Raw genomic sequence first — 21,713 nt, forward strand, 5'->3', positions numbered from 1 at the left:
TACTTAAGAGACGCTGTTGCGCCTGCAGACCTGAGCATGTTAATACACATAAAAAGATGGATGTAAGTAGTTTTCTAACCATAATTGAAGCTGAAATTACAGGATAAAGACTGGCTGATTTGAAATATCGACGTAACTGCATATTTATGCGATAGTTGGCGTGTTTTCAGCGACGAAAGGAATACGCTGAACGCGCTGTTTTTACCCGCCTTTATTTATCTTGTGCCTTTCATGCTATGGTAAAAAAAATATTTGTTCAAAACTGGTTCTACCAGTTTATACCACTCCTGCTTTGGCTGGTATTCGCCCTGTTACCTTTTTTATTTCCACAAAGCGGGGCGTTGTCTGGCGTGCACAAGAATTTTGTGCGGGATATGTTTTACAGAAATCTACTTATTCTAATTATATTCTACTTTCATGCGTATTTGCTTTTTCCTGCCCTTAAACAGCCAAAAGGATGGATATTGTATGGCATAGGCATATTAGTTTGCTTTCTGATCTACCTCAGCGTTTCCAGGTATATTCATCCTTCCGGCCAGGATATCGGCACACATTTTAAAGCAACCATGCCTGGCCCACCTCCATTTAACCCTTTCTTTGCCGTTCCGCCATTTGCAGTTTCGGTGTTGAGCAGTTACTGCTACTGCATCCTATTGAACATCAACAGCAGGGAGCGTGCGCTGAGCAGACGGGAAAACGCCCAGCTTAAAACAGAATTGACTTTCCTAAGATCCCAAATCAGCCCGCATTTCATGTTTAATGTGCTAAATAGTATGGTTTCGCTAGCCCGTAAAAATTCCGAATTGCTGGAAGCCTCCCTCATCAACATGTCGAACCTAATGCGTTACATGTTATATGAACGAAACGGAAACCATATTGCACTAAATACTGAAGTAGAATACCTAAAAAACTATGTGGACCTGCAGTTGCTGCGTTACGGCGACACGGTTAAACTGAACATGTATATCAGTGGACATCTGGAGCAGTACAGAATTGAACCTATGCTACTGATTCCTTTTGTAGAAAATGCTTTTAAACATGGACTTTCTATGGTAGAAAATCCGTTAATAGACATTTTCATCACGCTTACCAATTCCACCCTGCAATTCGTTGTATTGAATAACATCAGCCCAGTTGCAGACATGGAGGAAAGCGAGACCGGCATCGGACTGCAAAATATTAAACGAAGGTTGGAACTGTTATACCCAGGTAAATATAGCCTCAAAGTATCCACAAGGGAAGAGGTTTTTAAAGCTGAACTGATAATTAAACTAGATTCATGAATTGCCTGATCGTTGATGATGAGCTTTTAGCGGTGGAGCTTATTGAGGATAATCTCCGTAAAATACCATTCCTGAAGCATGTTGCTTCCTGCCGTAATGCTATCGACGCGTTGCATGTTGTAAGAGAACAACAAATAGATCTTATTTTTCTGGACATTAAGATGCCTGGAATTAGTGGCCTGGAATTTATCCAGGCCATGGAAAAGCCACCCATGATTGTCCTAATCACTGCATTTGAACATTATGCACTGGAAGCTTTCAATCTTAATGTTGTAGACTACCTGGTAAAGCCCGTCAATTTTGCACGATTTTTTAGCGCCGTTGGGAAGGCTCATGATCTGTTCACATTGCGCAATAAACCCGCTATACAAATGCCTTCATCAGAGAGTCACTTCTTCGTAAATGCAGGATACTCACTTGTCAAAATCAGGATGACAGATATTGCTTATATTGAAGGTTTAAAAGATTATGTAAAGATCATTTTAGTTAATGATAAACCTGTAATCACGCGCATCAATTTAAAAGACCTTACTGAGAAATTGCCGCAACATGATTTTATGCGGGTTCACAGATCTTTCATTATCGCCCTTGATAAAATAGAGTCTGTTCAAAAATACCAGGTCATCATCCGCAAAGCAGAAATCCCAATTGGCGAATCTTATCGGGAAACGTTGATGGAGTATATCAACACCCGGAACTTCTGACAACAAATAGAAATCTTAAGTAACACTATAGATAAAAATACTATACAATTGATTATAAAGTAATTATTAATATATCGGATCTATAATTACGAAATTCGCAATTGATCAACAACTCCATTTAGCATTTAGGAATGTCCTTACCTGTATGGCAACAAATAACAGTTTATAAGATAAAGCTATCTAAGCTTAAGAAAGGCATCAACAAAAAACCAAATTTCCGGCCAATTGATTTCCGAATCACTATTTTTGCGCCAAAAGATCAGCCAAATATGTTCAGGTTAATTCTCAACACTTATAAAACTTCTTTTAGTGGTCTCAGTCGGGAAACCTGGTTGCTCAGTGTTGTGATGTTAATCAACAGATGCGGATATATGGCTGTTCCATTCATGAGTTTATACATGACACAGGGTCTTTATCGCAGTACTTCTGATGCAGGTCTGATTATTACGTTATTTGGAATTGGCTCAATCTTAGGTTCAGCAGCTGGCGGGAAACTTACTGATCTGATTGGTTTTAGGCCAGTTCAAATTTTGGCTTCAATTATAGGTGGTGGGTTATTTATTCTGTATGCAACCGTCACACATTTTTCTACCTTATGTGTGCTAGCTGTCGTGATTAGCTTCTTCTCAGAAGCATTTCGTCCTGCAAACTTCGCTGCGATCGCAACCTATGCTAAAGCGGGAACAATCACCCGATCATACTCTTTAAACAGATTGGCAACAAATGTAGGTTGGGCAGTTGGGGCCAGTACAGGAGGATTGATCGCATCTTTCAGCTACCCATTGTTATTCACCGTTGATGGCGGTGTAAGCGTCTTGGTTGGCATAATTATACTCTTCCTTTTACCGTCAAGAAAGGCAGCACACAAAGCGGCGCAGGCAATTAAAGCAAACATAGAAGTACTAAAGCCCTGGAAGGACGGCTTATTTATCAGATTTATCGTTATCAGCAGCATGTTCACTACTTGTTTCTTTGTGATGTTCAGGGTTGTGCCTCTTTTTTATAAAGAAATCTGGCATATTGACGAGTTTAACATAGGACTGATCATGGGCTTGAATGGCGTGGTAATTGCGTTATTTGAAATGGTAATGATCAATAGCATAGAAAAAAAGCGTACGCCCATGTTCTTTATCATCACAGGGGTATTATTGGTGTCCCTCTCCTACCTCGTCCTCAATAGCCCGGTAGTTTTCCATTTAACACTGGCAATAGTGTCTATGTTGTTCTTTACTTTAGGCGAAATGTTTTCTTTGCCCTTCATTAATACCTTTGTAATCAACAGGAGCAACGAACATAACCGTGGGCTTTATGCTGCCGGATATACGCTAAGCTGGTCTTTTGCTCAAATAGTTGGCCCGAGTGGTGGGTTCTTCCTGGCCGAAAAATTGGGATATAATTGGCTCTGGATAATAATCACCTGCTTACTTTTCACCTGCGCGATCAGCTACCGTTTGTTATTAAAGCCTAATAATCCGGCCCCCTTATAGCTTTGTGGTCTTCAAGGAAACAGCTGCGCCTATCTTGATTGCCACGTTTTTAGATGCACACCATTCAATGATTCCTGCAGGGAATAACTTGTATGCGATTATCAAGAGGATTTAAACTATTTTTGGTCAGAAGCTTAACCTATGCGCACCTATCCAGTATTGCCGAATGAATCTCAACGTCTTGCAGCCTTAAAAGCATATGACATCCTTGATACCCCGGCAGAGCATGAATTTGATGAACTAACAAAGCTCGCTTCAGAAATCTGCCAGACTCCTGTGGCACTGATCACCTTATTGGATGGAAGCAGACAATGGTTTAAAAGCGTAGTGGGAACAGAAGTTAGAGAAACACCAAAAGAACATGCCTTCTGCGCGCACACAATTGCCCGGCCGAAGGAAATCATGATTGTTGAGGATCTTCGGACAGACCAACGCTTCAAATCCAATCCATTAGTAACCGGTGATCCTAACGTGGTTTTCTATGCTGGCGTACCTTTATTGAGCGAAAGCGGATTTCCCTTGGGCACCTTATGTGTACTGGATGTGAAGCCTAAGGAAATGACACCTCAACAAGTTCTTTGCCTTGAGGTATTGGCTAAACAGGTAATGACCCAGATCGAACTCAAAAAGAAAATCTCCGATCTTCGCAAGGCTAACGAATCTTTGATTGAGGTCAATTCTTTTGTGCAAAATTTTGCATCTACCGCAGCTCACGACATTAAAAACCCCCTTACAAATATGATGTTATCTACAGATATGATGGAAAAACATCTGAATTCCCGGGGAGATGAAAAAGGCTTGAAGATGGTTGCTATTACCCGCAACGCTACTCAAAGCCTGATCGGCATTGTTGATGAAATGCTGAATTACTCAAAAGATCCGGCTAGCTTACTGCTAAATATTGAAACCATTGATTTTAAGGAATTGGTTAATAAAATCAGCAGCCTGATCAAGATGCCAGAAAATGTACAGATTGAGATAACGGAAGCGGATGCTACGCTGATCAGTTCAAAAGTAGCCCTTGAGCAGATATTTATTAATCTGATCAGCAACGCGATTAGGTATTCGGACAAAGCCCGCTGTTTGATCAGTATTTCGGTTAAAGAAACCATTACTCACTATCTATTTAGGGTTAAGGACAATGGAATTGGTATCGTTGATGCGCATAAAGAAATCATTTTCCAAAAACATGTTACACTTGAGCAATCTGATCGCTTTAATGAAAAAGGCAATGGACTTGGACTGTCAACTGTAAAAGCGCTGGTAGAAAAACTTAAAGGCAACATCAAAGTGGAGTCTGAATTGGGATATGGAAGTTCCTTTATCTTTACCATTAAGAAACGTCCATTTGAAAACTAACGCTTTATTTCAATGTTCCTTCCGGTTACCAGCGTAAATTTATAAATCTTAGACAGACCATCATCTTCTATATCTATTTCCTCCACCAGCCCTGTTTTACTAAAAGTATCTGTAACCATATCTCCAATTTTTACGTCTTGCAGTACCGATGTAGGGGTATCGTTATTAAGTCTGATCATAGGAATCTCTGAGTCACAAAATTACAAAACTAAATGCTGTTATTTTGTGTATATTTAATTACCAAATATATTCATCATGAGCATAATCACAAAAATCCAAAACTGGGGTGATGAGCATCACCCAAAATCACTGGACTACCTGCGTATCGTACTGGGAATTATTTTAATCTGGAAGGGAATCGCATTCGCTTTAAATCTTCATGCGTTTACATTGTTAATGGAAAATGCCCGTTTGGGGACCTCGGTCACCATTAGTTTCATGGCGCACCTCATTATTGCGCTTCACATCATTGGCGGCTTGCTAATAGCCCTGGGATCTAATACGAGAGTATTTTGCTTGCTCAACCTGCCAATTCTCATCGTTGCGGTATTTTTTGTAAACCTGTCGCCAAATATTTTCAGGCCGTATTCAGAAATCTGGCTATCGAGTCTGGTTTTTGTCGGACTTCTCTTATTTTTGGTAATGGGAGATGGACGATTGTCCATTGAATACGAAAAAAAGGATCTCGCAGCCTGATTAAACATATATAGTGTTTTTTTATAAGCGTCTTATCTTTAGATTTGACGCTTATAACATTACATTATGAACAATTGGTTTAAACAAAACAGCTCACATATTTTCGTCTTCCTCTTATTTTTCGCAATCTGTTTTGTGTATTTCTATCCTGCATTTTCAGGAAAAACAATTGGGCAGAATGATGTCACCAGGGCTCAATCTACACAGACCGAGATCAACCAATATAAGGAAAAGGGAGAAACGATTTTGTGGACCAATCAAATTCATGGTGGCATGCCTACCTTTCAAATCTGGGCACCTTACCCCGCAAATATCACAACATGGATTATTAAGGGTATCAATGCCATTTTTCCAAATCCTATAGGAACGGTTTTGCTGTTATTGGCAGGAACTTATCTCTTATTTTGTGTTGTTAAGCTAAATCCCTGGCTTGCTGCCGCAGGTGCCATTGCTTTTACTTTTTCCTCTTACAATATCATCCTAATTACCGCCGGACATGCAAATCAAGTGTTTGCCATTGCATTTTTTGCCCCTGTACTCGCAGGAATTTTGCTTATTTTTCGAGGCAAATATAGTGCAGGAATAGCACTGACAGCGTTATTCTTAGCGCTCGAGATCAGAGCTAACCACATCCAGATGACCTATTATTTATTGCTGGCAATTCTGATTTTAGTAGGAATCGAAACCTATCATGCCTTTAAAAGCAAAACGTTCCAACTGCTAGCCAGGTCTATTGCTTTCGCTGGCGTAGCAACGCTGATCGCGATAGCTGTAAACGCATCCTCACTGTGGAGCACATACGACTACGGTAAGGATACGATTCGCGGGAAATCAAATCTTACAGCCGAGATAAAGGAATCTGGCAAAGGCCTTTCCAAAGCTTATGCCTATCAATGGAGTCAGGGCGTAGGTGAGTGTATTACTTTTCTAATTCCCAACGCTTATGGAGGAAGCTCAAGAGGTAACGCACAGCAACACGAACATGTGGTCAAAAGTCTAACAGACATCGGGGCGGATCCAAGTCAGGCGACTTACATTGCCCAAAATATAGGGTCATCCTACTGGGGCGAAAAACCGTTCACAGAAGGATCGTTTTACTTTGGGGCTGTAGTCTGCTTCCTTTTTGTACTGGGTCTGTTTATCGTCAAAAATAAAATGAAATGGTGGTTGCTGGCAGTGGTACTGCTAACCATGCTCCTGTCATTTGGTAAGAATTTCCCATTTGTATCAGACCTTTTCTTCGATTATTTTCCTCTTTACAATAAATTTAGAGCGGTAGAATCTATTCTTGCGGTAGCTGGGCTTTGTTTCCCGATGCTCGCATTACTGGCAGCTCAGGAACTCACAGCGGCTACAGACAGAACTTTTTTACTAAAAAAAGCAAAACATTCACTCTATATCACTGGGGGCTTAAGTTTACTCGTTGCCATTATACCTGATGTATTTCTTTCTTTCAAAAGTAGCAACCACCTCGACTTCGTTGCACAATTAGCCCAAATGTTAAAGGTTGACCAATCTACAGCCAACATATTGGGCGATGCGCTTGCCGCCGATAGAAAAGCTGCAGCCCAGGACGATGCCATCCGTTCTTTTATTTTTATAGCATTGGCATTTGCGCTGGTTTGGGCCTTCCTAAAAAACAAAATTACAGCTACGGTATTGTCGCTTGGCTTCGTAGCACTCGTATTAATTGATATGTGGCCCATAGATAAACGTTACCTCAACACTGGTAGTTTTGTAGAAAGACAGGATGTTGTAAAGCCACAGCCCAGAGCAGTAGACTTACAGATCCTAAAAGACCCAGATCCTGATTATAAGGTCATAGACCTTACAGAAAATATTCTGAGTGACGCTACTACGCCATATTTCCATAAGTCGATAGGTGGATATTCAGCAGCCAGGTTGAAAAAATTTGACGAAGTAATCACCGTTCAATTCAGTAAAACGATTAATATGGCAGTTCTTGATATGCTAAACACGAAATATATAATCAGCAATGCCGATACTTCTGCAACGTTGCAGGCACAGGTTAATACGACAGCCTGTGGTCATGCGTGGTTTGTGAGTAAGGTTAAATATGTGAAAAATGCAGATGAAGAAATGAAGGCGATTACCAACTTTTCGCCTAAAGATGAGGCGATCGTTGACCAGAGATTCAAATCTCAAATTGAAGGCACACCATGGCATCCCGGCACTGCCAGCGGCGTGATCACATTATCGAGTTATGCGCCCGATAAAATGGTGTATGAGAGCAATTCTACACAAGCCAATATTGCAGTGTTCTCAGAGATTTATTACACACGTGGCTGGAAGATGTTTATTGATGGGGTAGAAAAGCCCTATTTTTCGGCAAACTACCTGGTACGAGCCGCACAAATTCCGCAGGGTAAACATACTATCGAATTTGTTTTCCATCCCGACTCCTATTACACCGGAGAGCATATCTCTCTGGCAGGATCGGCATTATTGATTCTGGTTTTACTGCAGTTTCCGCTTTATCAATGGCGTAGGCGCAAAAAAATGGTTTAAAGGTCCCTTACCTTTTCCTGTTTTAACATTTTTACCGGCAATCAAAGCGTTTTGAACAAATATACCTGCGCGCTCAATTGCCATATCCAGCTGTTCACCTAAAGCGAGGTAGGCAGCAATTGCAGACGAAAGCGTGCAACCTGTACCATGTGTGTTGGCCGTTTCCACGCGACTTGAAAAATATTTACGGATAAGGCCGGCACCGTCCGCATAGACATTGCAAAGGGTCTCTGTTTTTAAATGCCCCCCCTTTACAAGAACGCCATAGCAGCCTGTTTTTAGCATTTCTTGTGCAGCATCTTGCATTTGTTGTTCATTCGTAACTGTCATATTACTCAGAATACTGGCTTCGTCCAGATTGGGAGTAATCAAGGTAACCAGGGGAAACAGAAGATCACGCATCGCCGGGATAGCAACTTCTTGTATTAAATTCTGACCCGCAGTAGCTTTCATTACCGGATCGATAACCACGGGAATCCCGGGGTACTGAATAAGTGCAGATACAACAGATTCAATCTGTTCTTTATTGTATAACATTCCGATCTTAATAGCCGATGGACGGATATCTCCCAGTACAGCTAAAATTTGCCCCGAAAGGATGCCGGCAGGAATCCCGTAAATAGACGATACACCTTGTGTGTTCTGTGCAGTAAGGGCAGTAATTGCGCTGGTGCCGTAACAGCCTAGTGCAGCAAACGTTTTAAGGTCTGCCTGAATTCCTGCACCACCTCCACTGTCAGATCCCGCTATGGTTAAGACTGACGGATAAACGTAGTCAGACATCCTGTTACCAGCCCTTAATTGCGCCGCCTTTAAACTCTACAAGCGCAGCTTTCTCTACTTCAGGAGACTGAAATGCCTGCACAAATTTCTTAACCTTCTCGGCATTTTTATTGTCTTCTCTGGAAACAATAATATTTACATAAGGTGACTGCCTGCTCTCCACAAAAATCCCATCGCGCTCCGCAACTAGCCCAATAGGCGTAGCAAATGTATTGTTGATAATCGCAATAGTAACATCTCTGTCGTCTAGCGCGCGCGGCAACTGCGGCGCCTCAAGTTCCAGGATTTTAAGTTCCTTAGGATTTCCAGTCACATCATTCAAAGTAGGCAACAACCCCACTCCTGCTTTTAACGTGATTAACCCAGCTTTTTGCAACAATAGCAACGCACGGCCGCCATTGGTAGGATCATTTGGAATGATGATCGTATTTCCTGTTTTTAGCTCAGCAATGGATTTGATTTTTTTAGAATAACCTGCCATGGGATAGGTGAACGTGTTACCAACAATAGCAAAATGATAACCCCTTTGCTTAGCCTGCACATCCAGATATGGTTTATTTTGATAAGCATTTACATCAATATCACCTTGATGTAATGCTTCATTTGGCATTACATAATCATTAAACTGCACCAATTCAACATCAAGTCCATATTTCTCTTTTGCAACCTTTTGTGCTTCCTGGGCTACCCTGAATTCCGGGCCAGCCTCTACGCCTACTTTGATCTTGTTAGGATCGTCCTTTTTTGCGCCACCAGAACAGCCCATCAGGCTTGTAATTGCAAATGCTGCTATAAGTAATGTGTTGTATGTATGTTTCATAAGATAGAATTCTTTATTTACGGTGATCTACTTTTTTAGAAATGCGATCTCCAATTTGTTGTATTAAAAATACTATGGCGACTAATATTACCAATACAGTGTTCATCACAGTGACGTCGTATCCAACGTACCCATACTGATAACCAATTTGTCCAAGACCACCAGCACCAACGGCCCCACCCATAGCTGAATAACCTACCAGCGTGATGAGGGTAATCGAGGCAGTGTTGACAATCGATGGCAGCGCCTCGGGTAGTAAAACTTTATATACAATTTGTAAAGGTCTGGCACCCATTGCACGCGCCGCTTCAATCAAACCATTTGGGATTTCGAGTAAACTATTCTCTACCATCCTTGCAATAAATGGGGCAGCACCGATACTTAACGGTACAAGCGCAGCGCTTACACCAATGGATGTACCTACCAATGCCCGGGTGAAGGGAATCATCCAAACGATTAATATTATAAAAGGAATAGAGCGGAAAATGTTTACCAGAACGGATATAAAACGATTGAAAGCAAGACTTTCCAATACCTGTCCTTTACGGGTAAGAAAAAGTAAGACTCCTGTAGGCAGCCCGAGTATGAAACCGAATAAGCCTGATAGAAGGGTCATAACAAGTGTTTCGCCCGTTCCTTTTAATAACATGATCAACATCGACTCAGACATACCCTAACTCCTCCACAATAATATGTTGCGTTTTAAACCAATTCATTGCCTGTTCATGCTGATCAGACGCCCCCGTAACCTCCACGATCATAACACCAAATTTAACAGCTCCAGCGTATTCGATCTGTGCTGTAATGATATTGTATTTTATAGCAAACCGCTGACTTGCTTCGGATATTACGGCACTATCTGTTGTGTCTCCCGTAAAGCCTAATTTAAGTAAGGGATTACTATCAGCAACTTTTTCCTGATGCAGACGATCCCTATAAAAATCGGGAACGGTAACTTTAATTGCCGATTTAATAAAGGCACTCGTCAGTTCCGTCTTAGGATGTGCAAAGATCTCACTTACCGTGCCCTGCTCAACCAATTTTCCTTCGCTGATTACAGCCACTTCATCACAAATACTCTTGACCACATCCATCTCATGGGTAATCAATAAAATTGTGATATTAAATCGCCGGTTGATATCTTTCAACAGTTCCAGAATAGATTTTGTAGTTGCGGGATCCAATGCACTTGTTGCTTCATCGCAAAGCAAAATTTTAGGATTGCAGGCCAGTGTGCGTGCAATAGCTAAACGTTGTTTTTGACCACCAGATAATGTTGCCGGATAATCTGTCGCCTTCTCCGCCAAGCCAACAAGGGATAGCAATTCTGACACCCTGATCGCAATATCCCTTTTAGGCATCCCAGCCAATTCAAGAGGAAAAGCTACGTTACCGGATACGGTGCGTGATGATAGTAAATTAAAATGCTGGAAGATCATCCCGATCTCTCTCCTCGCCTTGCTCAATTCCCCGGAAGATAAAGTCATCAGATTTCTTCCATCTACAATCACTTCGCCTGAATCCGGAACTTCCAACAAGTTAACACAACGGATTAACGTACTCTTGCCAGCTCCTGAAGCGCCGATGATCCCAAATATCTTACCCGGTTTTACCTCCAGAGAAACATTTGCAAGCGCTGTTACTTTTTTATTTTTTTGATGAAAATCCTTATTCAGGTTTTTTAAAATGATCATAAAAGCAGGTAAAAGACACCAGCGAATACCGCTGATAATCTGACCACAAAAATTTAATCTAGTATTTATGTAGTCTTTGCTGCAAAAAAAGCGATTTATAACGGACTTTACAAGCTTTAATCAATTAAATTGCATTTTACTTACCCATTATCAGGTCATGATTTAGCATAGCGGCAGTTTTGGCTCCTGCAGCAACAGCCCCTGCAACAGACCTAAACGGTGATGCATTGTCGCCAGCGGCAAAAATCCCCGCTACCGTTGTTCGCTGCATATCATCTACCTCCAGATAACCAAGTGCATTTAACCCACATCCAAGATCAACAGGTATCTGACTATGTTGTTTGAAAGGCAACCTTGCATACATTGCGGCAAGCGGGACCTGGTCTTCATTAGAAAGTGTAACTCCAGTCAAATGTCCATCAGTATGACTGACGCTTTTAATTGGTATTTCATTAAGCATGATTCCGAGGAGTTGCAGCTCAGCAGTCTGAGCGGAAGAAAGTGTCGAGACGCCGTTTGTGAAGATGGTAAGCTGATCAGTCCAGTTACGAATCACCTGTCCAAAGTCGAAAGCTGCATCTCCATTGAGCAATAATCCTGTAGGCTGATCACTATATTCGTATCCATGGCAATATGGACAATGGATTACTGATATACCCCAACTTTCTTTGAATCCTGGAATATCCGGCATTAGATCTTGAATACCCGTTGCGAAAATGATTTTTTTAGCACGCACAAGTCCGCCATCAGCCAGAGAAACTGCAAAACCCATATTCTCTCCGCTTACGCCTGCTACAGTATCATTCATGATCTGAACTGTTGGGTAAGCAGATACCTGCGCTTTTGCCAGCGCCGAGATCTCAGCAGGTGTACTACCATCCTGTGTCAAAAAATTATGCGAATGTGGAGTCTGACGATTGCAAGGCATGCCATGATCAATCACAAGAACCTTGCGCCTTGCCCTACCTAATCCCAAAGCTGCAGAAAGACCAGCATAACTGCCACCGACAATCAGGGCATCATATATCAAATTATTTTTGTCCATAATGCACTAAAGGTATCCAATATATTAATTGCAACAAAATTGCATAATTAGTTTTTTGTTAGTTTTACTAACAAGCTGAAAGACCTGCTACTAATTTTGTCTACGCACGTATTTAGTCAGGATCACAATAACCTGACCTTCAATCCTTCCTTCTATCTGGTCTGTATTGTTTTCTACCAGGCGAATATTTTTCACTACAGTACCTAATTTAGCGTTTAAAGATGATCCTTTAACGTCCAGGGTTTTTGTCAACACTACAGAATCGCCAGTAAATAAAGTTGCGCCGAGACTGTCTTTATGTACATCTTCCGGTGTTTGTTCATCATCTACCCCTGCTTTTGCCCAGTTCAGCGTTTCATCGTCCAGGTACATCGTGTCGAGTAGATCAACAGCCCAACTTTCAGTGCTCATACGTTTAAGCATTCTCCAGGCTACCACTTGTACACCTGGCACTTCACTCCAAATGCTTCCGGTAAGGCAACGCCAGTGGTTCTTATCCATTTCGGAACGTTGTTCTACCTGAGATAAGCAGGTTTCGCAGATCATAAAACAATTTTCAGTCGTTTTTTCTGTCTGAGGAGAAACTTGGTAAACAGTAAGTGTAGCGCCAGATTGGCACAGTTCACATTGATTGTTACTTCTCTTTAGCAATTGCTCTTCAAATTTCATATCCATCATTTTAATCGGGATTGCGAAGGTAATTATTTTACCCATTACACCGTTTTGCTTCTGTAAATTTAATAATTTTACGAGATCAACAGTAACTTCTTCAATTATGAAAATAGCCTTAGCCTCCCCGCCTATTCCAAAATCGCTCGAAGATGGCCTGTATTGGGTAAAACAATTGATCATAGAATCGGCAGCCTCAGAAGCCAAGCTAGTTTGTTTTCCTGAAACATACTTGCCTGGATACAGGGGTTACGAATATAATGGAGAAGCACATGACCCTGCAAAGCTTGACAAAGCACTGCAGCAGGTTTGTAGATGGGCAAAAGAATTTAATATCGCTGTCATCATCCCGATGGACCAGGATTATCGTAATGGCATTGCAAATGTGGCTTACGTTATTTCAGACACTGGAGAAATAATCGGGTGTCAAACCAAAAATCAGTTAGATCCGAGTGAAGACGACCTGTACCTACCTGGCACTGGTCGGCAGATTTTCGAAATCAATGGACTAAAATTTGGCATTGTCATTTGCCATGAAGGATTTCGTTATCCCGAACTGGTGCGCTGGGCAGCCCGCAAAGGAGCGAAAGTTGTATTTCACCCCCACCTGACTGGGAGCAACATAAAGGGTCCAAGTCTGACAGTATGGGGAGCAAAGGAAAATCCATATTACGAAAAAGCCATGATGATGCGCGCATTGGAAAATACAATATATTTTGCTAGCGTCGGTTATGCCACAGCATTTCCAGAGTCGGCAAGTGCTATTATCTCCCCTGATGGTAATTGTATTGTTCACGAAACCTATAAAAGAACCGGTGTAATTGTTGCTGATCTGGATCTTACACTGGCAACTGGTCTGTTGGCAAACAGGCTAAAACCGGAACTATACCAGTCATAAAAACTATTTTCCCCTGGTTCAAATTAGTTCGTAGCTTTGGAAAAAGATTAAGATGGCAGTATTACATAGAAAAGAAGAGAAAATAGAAGTTGTTTTAAGCAAGCTTCCAAAAGACTACACCGATAAGCAGTTTGTCGAGATGTTTATCCAACTGTATTCCAAAGATTGGGGAAAAATTAAAGCAAATTATCTGAAGCATGCGCAAGATAAAGAACCTGGTACAGTGATTTTGATGCCGAAACCAGAACTATACCTAAAGCATATTCTGACAGTTTACCTGGATCAATTGAAGTCTGCACAGTAAAACGTTGATTTAAGACGTTAATTAAGGCAATATGTTCGAAAATTTCACATACTTAAATGATCTTCAACAGACAGGAATATGATATATTTGTTGTTTGTTAACGTTCAGTAAAACCAAGTATGGATACCAGATATGTAGAAGCTTATAATCTTTTAAAAAACGATTACGAAAACAAAAAGAAAAACACTGCCACTGCAAGAGCATCCCTTTCATTGAATCCTGGTAACACATGGCTGATTGAAAATCTAAATAATTGCATCAGTGCCGAATCTTTGGCTTTAACACTTCTCGAAAACCACGGCAACAGGGGAGTTACTTCAGGTATATCGATGTAAACTACTTCATGAATTAGCGTGGTATGAAATTTTGAAGATTATTTTATACATTTATTGCATAATAATTATAAGCGATATCAACAGCTATTTTAAATCATGATGAAAAAATATATTCTGGTTCTTTTAACCATAATTGCAACGTGCAGCCTGGCTAATGCACAAAAAACCCCTCCAACCGCCACTGAACTGGCTACTAAAAACATGGAGGCCATGGAGAAAAAGATTAAACTAAATCCAACCCAACGCAGTATTATCTATAATTACACGGTAGACATGTACAAAGAGCAATTGGCACTTGCTAAAAAGCAGCAAACGGGAGGTTACAGTGATGAGTCCGTAACAAAAATTTACAAACTTCAGAACGACACCAACAATAACATCCGAAATATCCTTAAGGGAGAGCAGCAAACGCAATACGACGACTTTATCGAAGAGCAATTACGCGGTCCGCAAAAGAAAAAGAAAAAAGGAAAACATGATGAAGAAGAAGAAACGGTTTCAGGCATAGCAGGTCTAAAAACCCCACCTTCCATGTAATTGTTATTCTTTAGGGGGGAGCAAGGCATTTCTAATTAATAGGAATAAAACTAATACGCCCAGTGCACAAAGCATTATTTCCGACATACCAACTTGTACCCCGCTAATCATAAAAAGTAATTGAATCATGTGATTTGATAAAAGAAGATTTGTAATAGAACAGCAGCTTCGCTAATTAGTTTGGTATATAACTCTTTTAACCAGAAAATCCCCTGCAAAGCAAGGGATTTTCTGGTTAAAAGAGTCTGTAGAAGTATTGCTGACTTATGTTTTGCCTGCCCTTCGTGGATCACCCGCTCACAGGACTTTTTTTCTGCTATTGATACCTTTTAATCACAGTATTAATTTAGGAAATAAACAGCCGGAATACCAATAATGTTATCAACAATTCAACATCCAGCTCAGGTTCAATAAGAAAAAATATACTTAAGGGTTAGCAATCAAAACATTACCAATAAAAGATTAAAGCATTATTTTATTATCCGCATCTGCAATCTCTTGAATTTGATCAGATGCTAATGTAAAAACTCCCACATCGGGTACTAGAGATCGTCGCAGCATCGCTAAAGCCACAGACTTACCAGATATACTTCTATATTTCTTCCAACTTCCAACAAGTACAGGGTCGATCACTTTCATGATCCGTTCTGCAATCTGCTCCATAAAACGATGCTCTTTTCTTTCACCAGTAAGCAAAGAAGGCTGATACAAATACAAAGTTCTTATCCCGCTTTTCTTTAAATCGGCTTCTGCATCTCCTTTTGTCCGAGAATAAAAGATCAACGATTTTGAATCTGCGCCAGGAGCCGAAACATAATGAAACTGTGCTACCTGGTTAGCAGCTGCCAACCTTGCCAACAATACGGGATAATCATGATCAATTTTATAATAAAGCTGTGTATCGGGAGTTTGTTTTTTTGTCGTTCCTAAACAACTAAAAACAGTATGTCCGGTAATTAAATTACTATAGGTTGCCAATTGTTCAAAATCGACAACTATCTGAGTCAACTTTGGATGCTGGATTGGCTTTTCCTTACGCACTAAACTAAGTACCTCTGCGTAGGAATCATTTTTCAGCAGTAAGTCCAATAACTCCGATCCAATTAAACCACTGGCGCCCACTATTACTGCCTTTTTTTTTGCTGCTTCCATAATTATTGATTGTTCACGAAGATAACGCCTTTATTAAAAATAACGCATGAATTCGCATTGATTACGCTATACCAAAATGATATAAATCAGATTTTTGTTACCTTTAGGGATGAGCGAATACCGGCTGACAGACATCTATATTTATCCCATCAAATCACTTGGCGGAATAAGACTTGATCAGTGCCTTATAGAACAAAAAGGATTGCAGTACGACCGGCAATGGATGCTCATTGATCAGTCAGGTACATTCGTTAGTCAGCGTAAACACCATTTACTTTCCTTGCTGCAGGTTAAGATAAATGGATCAGAGCTTACTGTTGCGCACAAATTAGATCCAGATCTTAACATTACATTCGACAAGGACTGTGAAACCGGCGAGCTCATCCAGGTAACAGTCTGGGATGATCAATGCAATGGCATGGAGGTAAGCAAGACCGTAAATGACTGGTTCTCATCCTTACTCGGTATGCATGTCAGACTTGTCAAGATGCTCAACGAGGAAGAAAGATATGTAGATCCACGATATGCCTATGAAAAAGAAGTTGTACGTTTCTCTGACGGGTATCCCTGTCTCATAATTGGGATGGCCGCTTTAGATCAATTGAATCAGAAACTGGATCAACCCATCCTCATGGATCGTTTCAGACCAAATTTCGTATTTTCAGGCGGAATGCCTCATGAGGAAGATACTTTCTCAGCGTTTGAAATTGGAGGAGTAGCATTTTTTGCTGTTAAGCCCTGTGCCAGATGTGTATTGATTACCGTAGATCAGCAGACTGGAAAAAAGGGCAGCGAACCTTTAAAAACCCTCGCTAGCTACCGCAGCAGAAACAACAAAATTATTTTCGGCCAAAATTTAATCCACAATGGTTCCGGAACTATCACAACAAATACTCCAATTGTCGTGCATAGCTATAAAACCCCCGTTTAAGGCATAAAACATCACCTATAAGCAATAGTAGCATCATTTAATTCAAAACCTATAGGAATATATTGTTTTAAAAGATTATTTTTGCGCGTAGCCGTAAATGCTTCTCGTCCTATACCGGCTTACCTTTTCCCTGTAATTAGTGATGTATTTATGCGTGCGTTCAATAAGAGAATGATCTACAACATTAACCTGCTGGCAATAATTCTATGCTGCTTGTTGTTTGCTGTTTATTACACTGCGAAGCGTGCAATTATGGTGAATATGCTTGTGAATCACAGCAAGGAAATTCTAAGCTCGGCTGCGAAAATACAATTTCTTGCCGCACAAAGCGGCATGCTTGCCAGACGTTATCTTTTGACTGGTGAACCTACCTCTACGAAAAAATTCGCTGGCACCCAGAAATCCTTAACAAGGAATCTCGGTCAATTCAGAATGTTAACCGCAGAAGATTTAAATATGCGCCCTGCCCTGGATTCTTTAACAGTTTATATAGGTAAACGTATCGTACTCTCAACCGAGATGATTCATATCAGACAAACTTCAGGTTTTCTGCCGGCACTTACCTATCTTCAAAGTCATACCGGCGGAAACTATGTAGATGAAGCTGACAAGTATAGCACCCTGATCAATGCCATTGAGCAAAAGCGACTCGCTGAACGCAGCAATATGCTTACATCAGCTCAGCTACTACGAAACCTTGCCCTAACGCTTACCTTGCTGTTTATACTCATTATCGTAGTCATACTGGTAAATAACGCTATGCAGGAAAGTGTCGTACGTAAAAACATGCTTACTGATCTGATTAAAAAGGATGCAAGAAACAAAAAGGCTGAACAGCTTGCTGCATTGGGAACCTGGACAATGGTCCCTGAAACCCGAATGCTTAGCGGATCGGAAGAAATGTATAAAATCTGGGGAATGAGCCCTAATGTGAAGGCAATGGTTTATGACCACTTTATCAAGCATATTCACCCGGAAGACCAAAAATTGATCCGTAAAAAAATCAGGCTTATTAATGCAAATAATCACGTTCACAACCACATGTTCAGGCTATTGACAGGCGGACAGGTTAAATATATTAATACAGCAATTACTGTGATCCGGGACCGCGAAGGAAAAGTAAAGTATGTTTCTGGTTATGTTCAGGATATCACTGATAAAAAGACCGCTGAGCTGGAGCGAGAAAGGATGTTAACTGCATTAACGCAGCGAAACGCCGCATTGGAAGCGTTTAACTATATGGTGTCTCATGACCTGAGGAAACCTGTTGCAAACATGATAGCCCTTTGCGAATTGCTGGAAACTGAAGATTTACCGGCAGAACTACAGGTAATACTCAATAACCTGCAGGCTTCTGCTGCCAGTCTGGACGAAACGGTGAGAGGCATGAATAGCGCACTGAAAATCAAGAAAACAACGGACCCCAAATTGCAGTAATCGGCCAAAGTAATAGTAGCTTTGCAGCGTAATTATGTTAAAGCCCGCAACGTCTATCTACACCTTACAGTTCGGCCTGGTCTGTCTGAGCTCCCTACTTTTTTCAGCAAGTTTCAATATGCTGATTCCAGAACTTCCAGCATATTTAAGCAGCATTGGCGGAGCACAATATAAAGGTCTTATTATTGCACTTTTTACACTTACCGCCGGAATTTCCAGGCCATTTAGCGGCCGACTAACCGATACATTGGGCAGGATTCCTGTGATGGCAATTGGTTCTGTAGTCTGTTTCGTATGCGGCTTTATGTATCCGATACTCGGTACTGTCTCAGGATTCCTATTTCTGAGGCTGCTCCACGGTTTTTCTACAGGATTCAAGCCAACGGCAACAGCAGCGTATGTCGCAGACATCATCCCACGTGAACGCTGGGGAGAAGCATTAGGCATACATGGTCTCTGCTTCAGTACCGGAATGGCAATTGGGCCGGCAATAGGCAGCTCCATAAGACTTTATTATTCTTTAAACGTTTTATTTTACGCATCTTCGATCTTCGCCTTACTCTCGATCATCATACTGATGAACATGAAGGAGACGCTGAAGCCAAAACATCCCTTCAGCTTTTCGCTACTCAAAATCTCAAGAAGAGACCTGATTGCGCTGGAAGTACTACCTGCAGCATTAGTTACCTTTCTTTCGTACATTGCCTATGGAGTTATCCTAACATTAATTCCTGATTGGAGCAGTCATCTCGGTATTGCCAATAAAGGCTTGTTTTTCATGGTCTTTACAATCGCCTCTCTGCTTATTCGCTTTGTTGCCGGAAAAGCATCAGACCGCTACGGCAGAATCCGGGTCATCAATACCGGCCTTGTTTTACTGATCCTATCCATGTCCGTTATTGGCTATTCGTCTTCAGTTGCCGGGTTAATGCTTGGTGCCTGCATCTACGGTGTGGCCTCTGGTGTTTTATCACCCGCACTAAATGCGTGGACAATTGACATGAGCCTGCCCGATCACCGTGGTAAGGCTATGGCAACCATGTATATTGCCATGGAGGCAGGAATAGGGCTATCTGCGCTGGGCGCAGGATGGTACTTTCAGGATGTTATCGCAAAAATCCCATCAGTGATGTATGCATCAGCAGCAACGACGGTAATCGCACTTTGCTATATGTTTTTGCGAAAAAACATTGTAAAAGCGATGTAACATCCCATGTATGACATAAAGCTAACGCCTTTAATTTGTGGGAGCTTCTGAGAATTACTAAATTGTCCAAAAACCACATACCGATCCCATTATGCCAGAAAACCATAATTCCGAATTCATAAAGAACATTTCCAGCTACATGCCCGGAATTTCTGTTGATGTAGCAATTTTTGGTTTTCATGAAAATGAATTGAAAGTTCTGCTTCTTGAACTCAAAGACCAGAAAACCTGGGCATTACCAGGAGGATTTGTTAAAAAAGATGAGTTTCTCGAGGAAGCACCAAAACGTGTACTGAAAGAAAGGACAGGACTGACAGGTATATTTCTGGAGCAGTTCCATGTATTTGGCGATCCTGAAAGAACCCGGTTAAATAACCGGGCAACCTTGCTAAACCGGCAATTTGAGCACGACGAAACGTCCTCAGAAATTCATAAATGGCTGCTCGACCGGTTTATCACCATTGGTTTTTATGCCCTTGTAGAATATACACAGGTAGACCCTCAGGCTGATTTCTCATCAGTCAGTTGCAAATGGTTTGATGTCAATGAACTTCCCTCCCTCATGTCTGACCACAGGCAAATTATAGAACAAGCATTAAAGACAATCCGCTTGCACCTTAATTTTCAGCCAATTGGGATGAACCTCTTACCAAGCACCTTTACGATGCCCGAATTACAGCGACTCTACGAAACCATATTGGGCATGAAGCTGGACAGGAGAAATTTCCAGCGCCGCATAATAAGCTATAACATCCTTACACGACTGGAAGAAAAAAGAACCGGAGGTGCTTTTAAGGCACCCTTCCTATATAAATTTGATGAGCTAAGGTACGAGCAGGCTCTTTTAAATGGGCTTAAGGATGTTTGGTAGCAGTTGCGGAAAAGGTATCATATGCTGCTTTTGTGATCTTTGCAATAACGAGATCTCGGGTAACGGGATCAGCGTAGGAATCCGTGACAAAAACGGCGATAGCCAGATGCTTTCCATTGGGTAGCGTAATTACGCCAACATCATTAGTTGCCGGCGAAAGGCCCTTGGAATTTGTTGAGGAGGTGCCTGTTTTATGTGCTACGATTACTCCCGGCGGCAACAAACCTTTCATCCGCTTTGGCGCTGTGGATGTTGCCTCCATAATTTCCCAAAGAAAGCTTTTAGTTGACGGACGCAAAATTGTATCAGTATAGGATATCCTTAACAGTTTCAACATGGCGTCAGGTGTTGTCCAATCTGTATATTGCGCATCCCAATTTGCCATCATTTCTGCCTCAGTAGCTCTGATTTCAATGTCTTTGATTCCAACGTTATGAATAAACCTTTCCACCTCAGATTTAAGTTGAATTTTATTCAATAAAATATCGCAGGCATCATTGTCACTTAAAGAAACCATATAACTTAATAACTCCGAAACAGGCAGGTCGATATTCCCTTCCGGATATTTGTCGCGAAGCGGACTATAGTTTTTAGGGAGATCCTCTTTGATAATATGTAACATCTGATCCAGTTTCAATTTCCCGAGATCCACTTGATGCAAAACTGCTATTGCAATAGGAAATTTGAAAACACTCTGCATTACCACACGCGAACCACCATGATAACTTAGTGTGTCCCGATCTTCCAACACCTCCATCGCTACCCCCACTCTGCCTTTCGCCGACAGTGCTATGCTGGCAATTTCATTTCGTAACAAACGATGCTGCGCAATACTATTGTAGCTAAACAGAATACCTAATAAGAGTAATGACAACCGAACCTTAACTTTCATTTCTTCAAAATTAAATGCTAAACTAATAAATGTAGACTATTGTTCCATGCACTAATCCTGTTATATTTAAATACCTTTTG

23 protein-coding genes are annotated in these 21,713 nt (G+C 41.2%); 14 read left to right on the top strand and 9 right to left on the bottom strand.

Annotated elements, in window-relative coordinates:
• Nucleotides 1-236 precede the first annotated feature (236 nt).
• The 4 genes from CLV32_RS06805 (at nt 237) to CLV32_RS06820 (ending at nt 4,833) form a co-directional block, all read left to right on the top strand.
• Nucleotides 237-1,283 (top strand): sensor histidine kinase, encoded by a 1,047-nt coding sequence (locus CLV32_RS06805; protein WP_133553802.1) that lies wholly within the window; start codon nt 237-239, stop codon nt 1,281-1,283.
• Complete coding sequence (locus tag CLV32_RS06810; protein WP_133553804.1) at nt 1,280-1,987, top strand: LytR/AlgR family response regulator transcription factor; 708 nt, start codon at nt 1,280-1,282, stop codon at nt 1,985-1,987. Before CLV32_RS06805 ends, CLV32_RS06810 begins: the two co-directional genes overlap by 4 nt.
• 131 nt (nt 1,988-2,118) lie before the next feature.
• Nucleotides 2,119-3,474: an MFS transporter gene (locus CLV32_RS06815; RefSeq protein ID WP_243732251.1), complete on the top strand. Its 1,356-nt coding sequence runs from the start codon at nt 2,119-2,121 to the stop codon at nt 3,472-3,474.
• A gap of 141 nt (nt 3,475-3,615) precedes the next feature.
• A complete protein-coding gene (locus CLV32_RS06820; protein ID WP_133553806.1) occupies nt 3,616-4,833 on the top strand; it encodes a GAF domain-containing sensor histidine kinase in 1,218 nt (405 codons plus the stop codon).
• Here CLV32_RS06820 and CLV32_RS06825 read toward each other — a convergent pair.
• Entirely contained in the window at nt 4,830-5,012 is a 183-nt protein-coding gene (locus tag CLV32_RS06825; protein WP_133553808.1) for a hypothetical protein, read from the bottom strand. The genes CLV32_RS06820 and CLV32_RS06825 overlap by 4 nt on opposite strands.
• Before the next feature lie 76 nt (nt 5,013-5,088).
• On the opposite strand from CLV32_RS06825, the gene CLV32_RS06830 reads away from it, so the two are divergent.
• Both CLV32_RS06830 and CLV32_RS06835 read left to right on the top strand, forming a co-directional pair.
• Nucleotides 5,089-5,529: a DoxX family protein gene (locus CLV32_RS06830; RefSeq protein WP_133553810.1), complete on the top strand. Its 441-nt coding sequence runs from the start codon at nt 5,089-5,091 to the stop codon at nt 5,527-5,529.
• Between the two features lie 66 nt (nt 5,530-5,595).
• Nucleotides 5,596-8,058, top strand: a complete 2,463-nt coding sequence (locus tag CLV32_RS06835; RefSeq protein ID WP_133553812.1) for a hypothetical protein — start codon at nt 5,596-5,598, stop codon at nt 8,056-8,058.
• Here the strand turns inward: CLV32_RS06835 and thiD are convergent.
• The 6 genes from thiD to CLV32_RS06865 form a co-directional block, all read right to left on the bottom strand.
• Complete coding sequence (thiD, locus tag CLV32_RS06840; RefSeq protein ID WP_133553814.1) at nt 8,008-8,841, bottom strand: bifunctional hydroxymethylpyrimidine kinase/phosphomethylpyrimidine kinase; 834 nt, start codon at nt 8,839-8,841, stop codon at nt 8,008-8,010. The two genes, CLV32_RS06835 and thiD, sit on opposite strands and share 51 nt — an antisense overlap.
• A gap of 4 nt (nt 8,842-8,845) precedes the next feature.
• Entirely contained in the window at nt 8,846-9,661 is an 816-nt protein-coding gene (metQ, locus tag CLV32_RS06845; RefSeq protein WP_133553816.1) for a methionine ABC transporter substrate-binding lipoprotein MetQ, read from the bottom strand.
• A gap of 13 nt (nt 9,662-9,674) precedes the next feature.
• Nucleotides 9,675-10,277 carry a methionine ABC transporter permease MetI gene (metI, locus tag CLV32_RS06850; protein WP_449415929.1) on the bottom strand — a complete coding sequence of 201 codons (603 nt, stop codon included), beginning with the start codon at nt 10,275-10,277 and terminating at the stop codon, nt 9,675-9,677.
• A gap of 46 nt (nt 10,278-10,323) precedes the next feature.
• The gene (gene metN, locus CLV32_RS06855; RefSeq protein ID WP_133553820.1) at nt 10,324-11,355 is read right to left on the bottom strand and encodes a methionine ABC transporter ATP-binding protein MetN; all 1,032 of its coding nucleotides are present in this window, start codon (nt 11,353-11,355) and stop codon (nt 10,324-10,326) included.
• A gap of 136 nt (nt 11,356-11,491) precedes the next feature.
• Nucleotides 11,492-12,400 carry an NAD(P)/FAD-dependent oxidoreductase gene (locus CLV32_RS06860; RefSeq protein WP_133553823.1) on the bottom strand — a complete coding sequence of 303 codons (909 nt, stop codon included), beginning with the start codon at nt 12,398-12,400 and terminating at the stop codon, nt 11,492-11,494.
• A 90-nt stretch (nt 12,401-12,490) separates the two neighbouring features.
• The gene (locus CLV32_RS06865) at nt 12,491-13,114 is read right to left on the bottom strand and encodes a PhnA domain-containing protein (RefSeq protein ID WP_243732252.1); all 624 of its coding nucleotides are present in this window, start codon (nt 13,112-13,114) and stop codon (nt 12,491-12,493) included.
• A gap of 61 nt (nt 13,115-13,175) precedes the next feature.
• Here CLV32_RS06865 and CLV32_RS06870 point away from each other — a divergent pair, with 61 nt between their 5' ends.
• From CLV32_RS06870 to CLV32_RS06885, 4 genes are all read left to right on the top strand, one after another.
• The gene (locus CLV32_RS06870) at nt 13,176-13,967 is read left to right on the top strand and encodes a carbon-nitrogen hydrolase family protein (RefSeq protein WP_133553825.1); all 792 of its coding nucleotides are present in this window, start codon (nt 13,176-13,178) and stop codon (nt 13,965-13,967) included.
• A 52-nt stretch (nt 13,968-14,019) separates the two neighbouring features.
• Nucleotides 14,020-14,271 (top strand): hypothetical protein, encoded by a 252-nt coding sequence (locus CLV32_RS06875; protein WP_133553827.1) that lies wholly within the window; start codon nt 14,020-14,022, stop codon nt 14,269-14,271.
• Nucleotides 14,272-14,390: 119 nt separating this feature from the next.
• A complete protein-coding gene (locus CLV32_RS06880) occupies nt 14,391-14,606 on the top strand; it encodes a hypothetical protein (RefSeq protein ID WP_133553829.1) in 216 nt (71 codons plus the stop codon).
• 96 nt (nt 14,607-14,702) lie between these two features.
• Entirely contained in the window at nt 14,703-15,143 is a 441-nt protein-coding gene (locus CLV32_RS06885; protein ID WP_243732253.1) for a hypothetical protein, read from the top strand.
• Between the two features lie 462 nt (nt 15,144-15,605).
• Here the strand turns inward: CLV32_RS06885 and CLV32_RS06890 are convergent, their stop codons facing one another.
• On the bottom strand, nt 15,606-16,295 hold the full coding sequence (locus tag CLV32_RS06890; protein ID WP_133553831.1) for an NAD(P)H-binding protein: 690 nt from the start codon (nt 16,293-16,295) through the stop codon (nt 15,606-15,608).
• Nucleotides 16,296-16,404: 109 nt separating this feature from the next.
• Here CLV32_RS06890 and CLV32_RS06895 point away from each other — a divergent pair, with 109 nt between their 5' ends.
• From CLV32_RS06895 to CLV32_RS06910, 4 genes are all read left to right on the top strand, one after another.
• Nucleotides 16,405-17,226, top strand: a complete 822-nt coding sequence (locus CLV32_RS06895; RefSeq protein ID WP_133553833.1) for an MOSC domain-containing protein — start codon at nt 16,405-16,407, stop codon at nt 17,224-17,226.
• Between the two features lie 81 nt (nt 17,227-17,307).
• Nucleotides 17,308-18,663 carry a CHASE3 domain-containing protein gene (locus CLV32_RS06900; RefSeq protein ID WP_133553835.1) on the top strand — a complete coding sequence of 452 codons (1,356 nt, stop codon included), beginning with the start codon at nt 17,308-17,310 and terminating at the stop codon, nt 18,661-18,663.
• 34 nt (nt 18,664-18,697) lie between these two features.
• Complete coding sequence (locus CLV32_RS06905) at nt 18,698-19,870, top strand: MFS transporter (RefSeq protein ID WP_133553836.1); 1,173 nt, start codon at nt 18,698-18,700, stop codon at nt 19,868-19,870.
• Between the two features lie 91 nt (nt 19,871-19,961).
• On the top strand, nt 19,962-20,741 hold the full coding sequence (locus CLV32_RS06910) for an NUDIX hydrolase (RefSeq protein WP_133553838.1): 780 nt from the start codon (nt 19,962-19,964) through the stop codon (nt 20,739-20,741).
• Here the strand turns inward: CLV32_RS06910 and bla are convergent.
• The gene (bla, locus tag CLV32_RS06915; RefSeq protein WP_133553840.1) at nt 20,725-21,633 is read right to left on the bottom strand and encodes a class A beta-lactamase, subclass A2; all 909 of its coding nucleotides are present in this window, start codon (nt 21,631-21,633) and stop codon (nt 20,725-20,727) included. The two genes, CLV32_RS06910 and bla, sit on opposite strands and share 17 nt — an antisense overlap.
• Between the last annotated feature and the right edge of the window lie 80 nt (nt 21,634-21,713).

The sequence above is a fragment of the Pedobacter duraquae genome (genome assembly GCF_004362245.1).
In the GTDB taxonomy this organism is placed as follows: Bacteria; Bacteroidota; Bacteroidia; order Sphingobacteriales; family Sphingobacteriaceae; genus Pedobacter; species Pedobacter duraquae.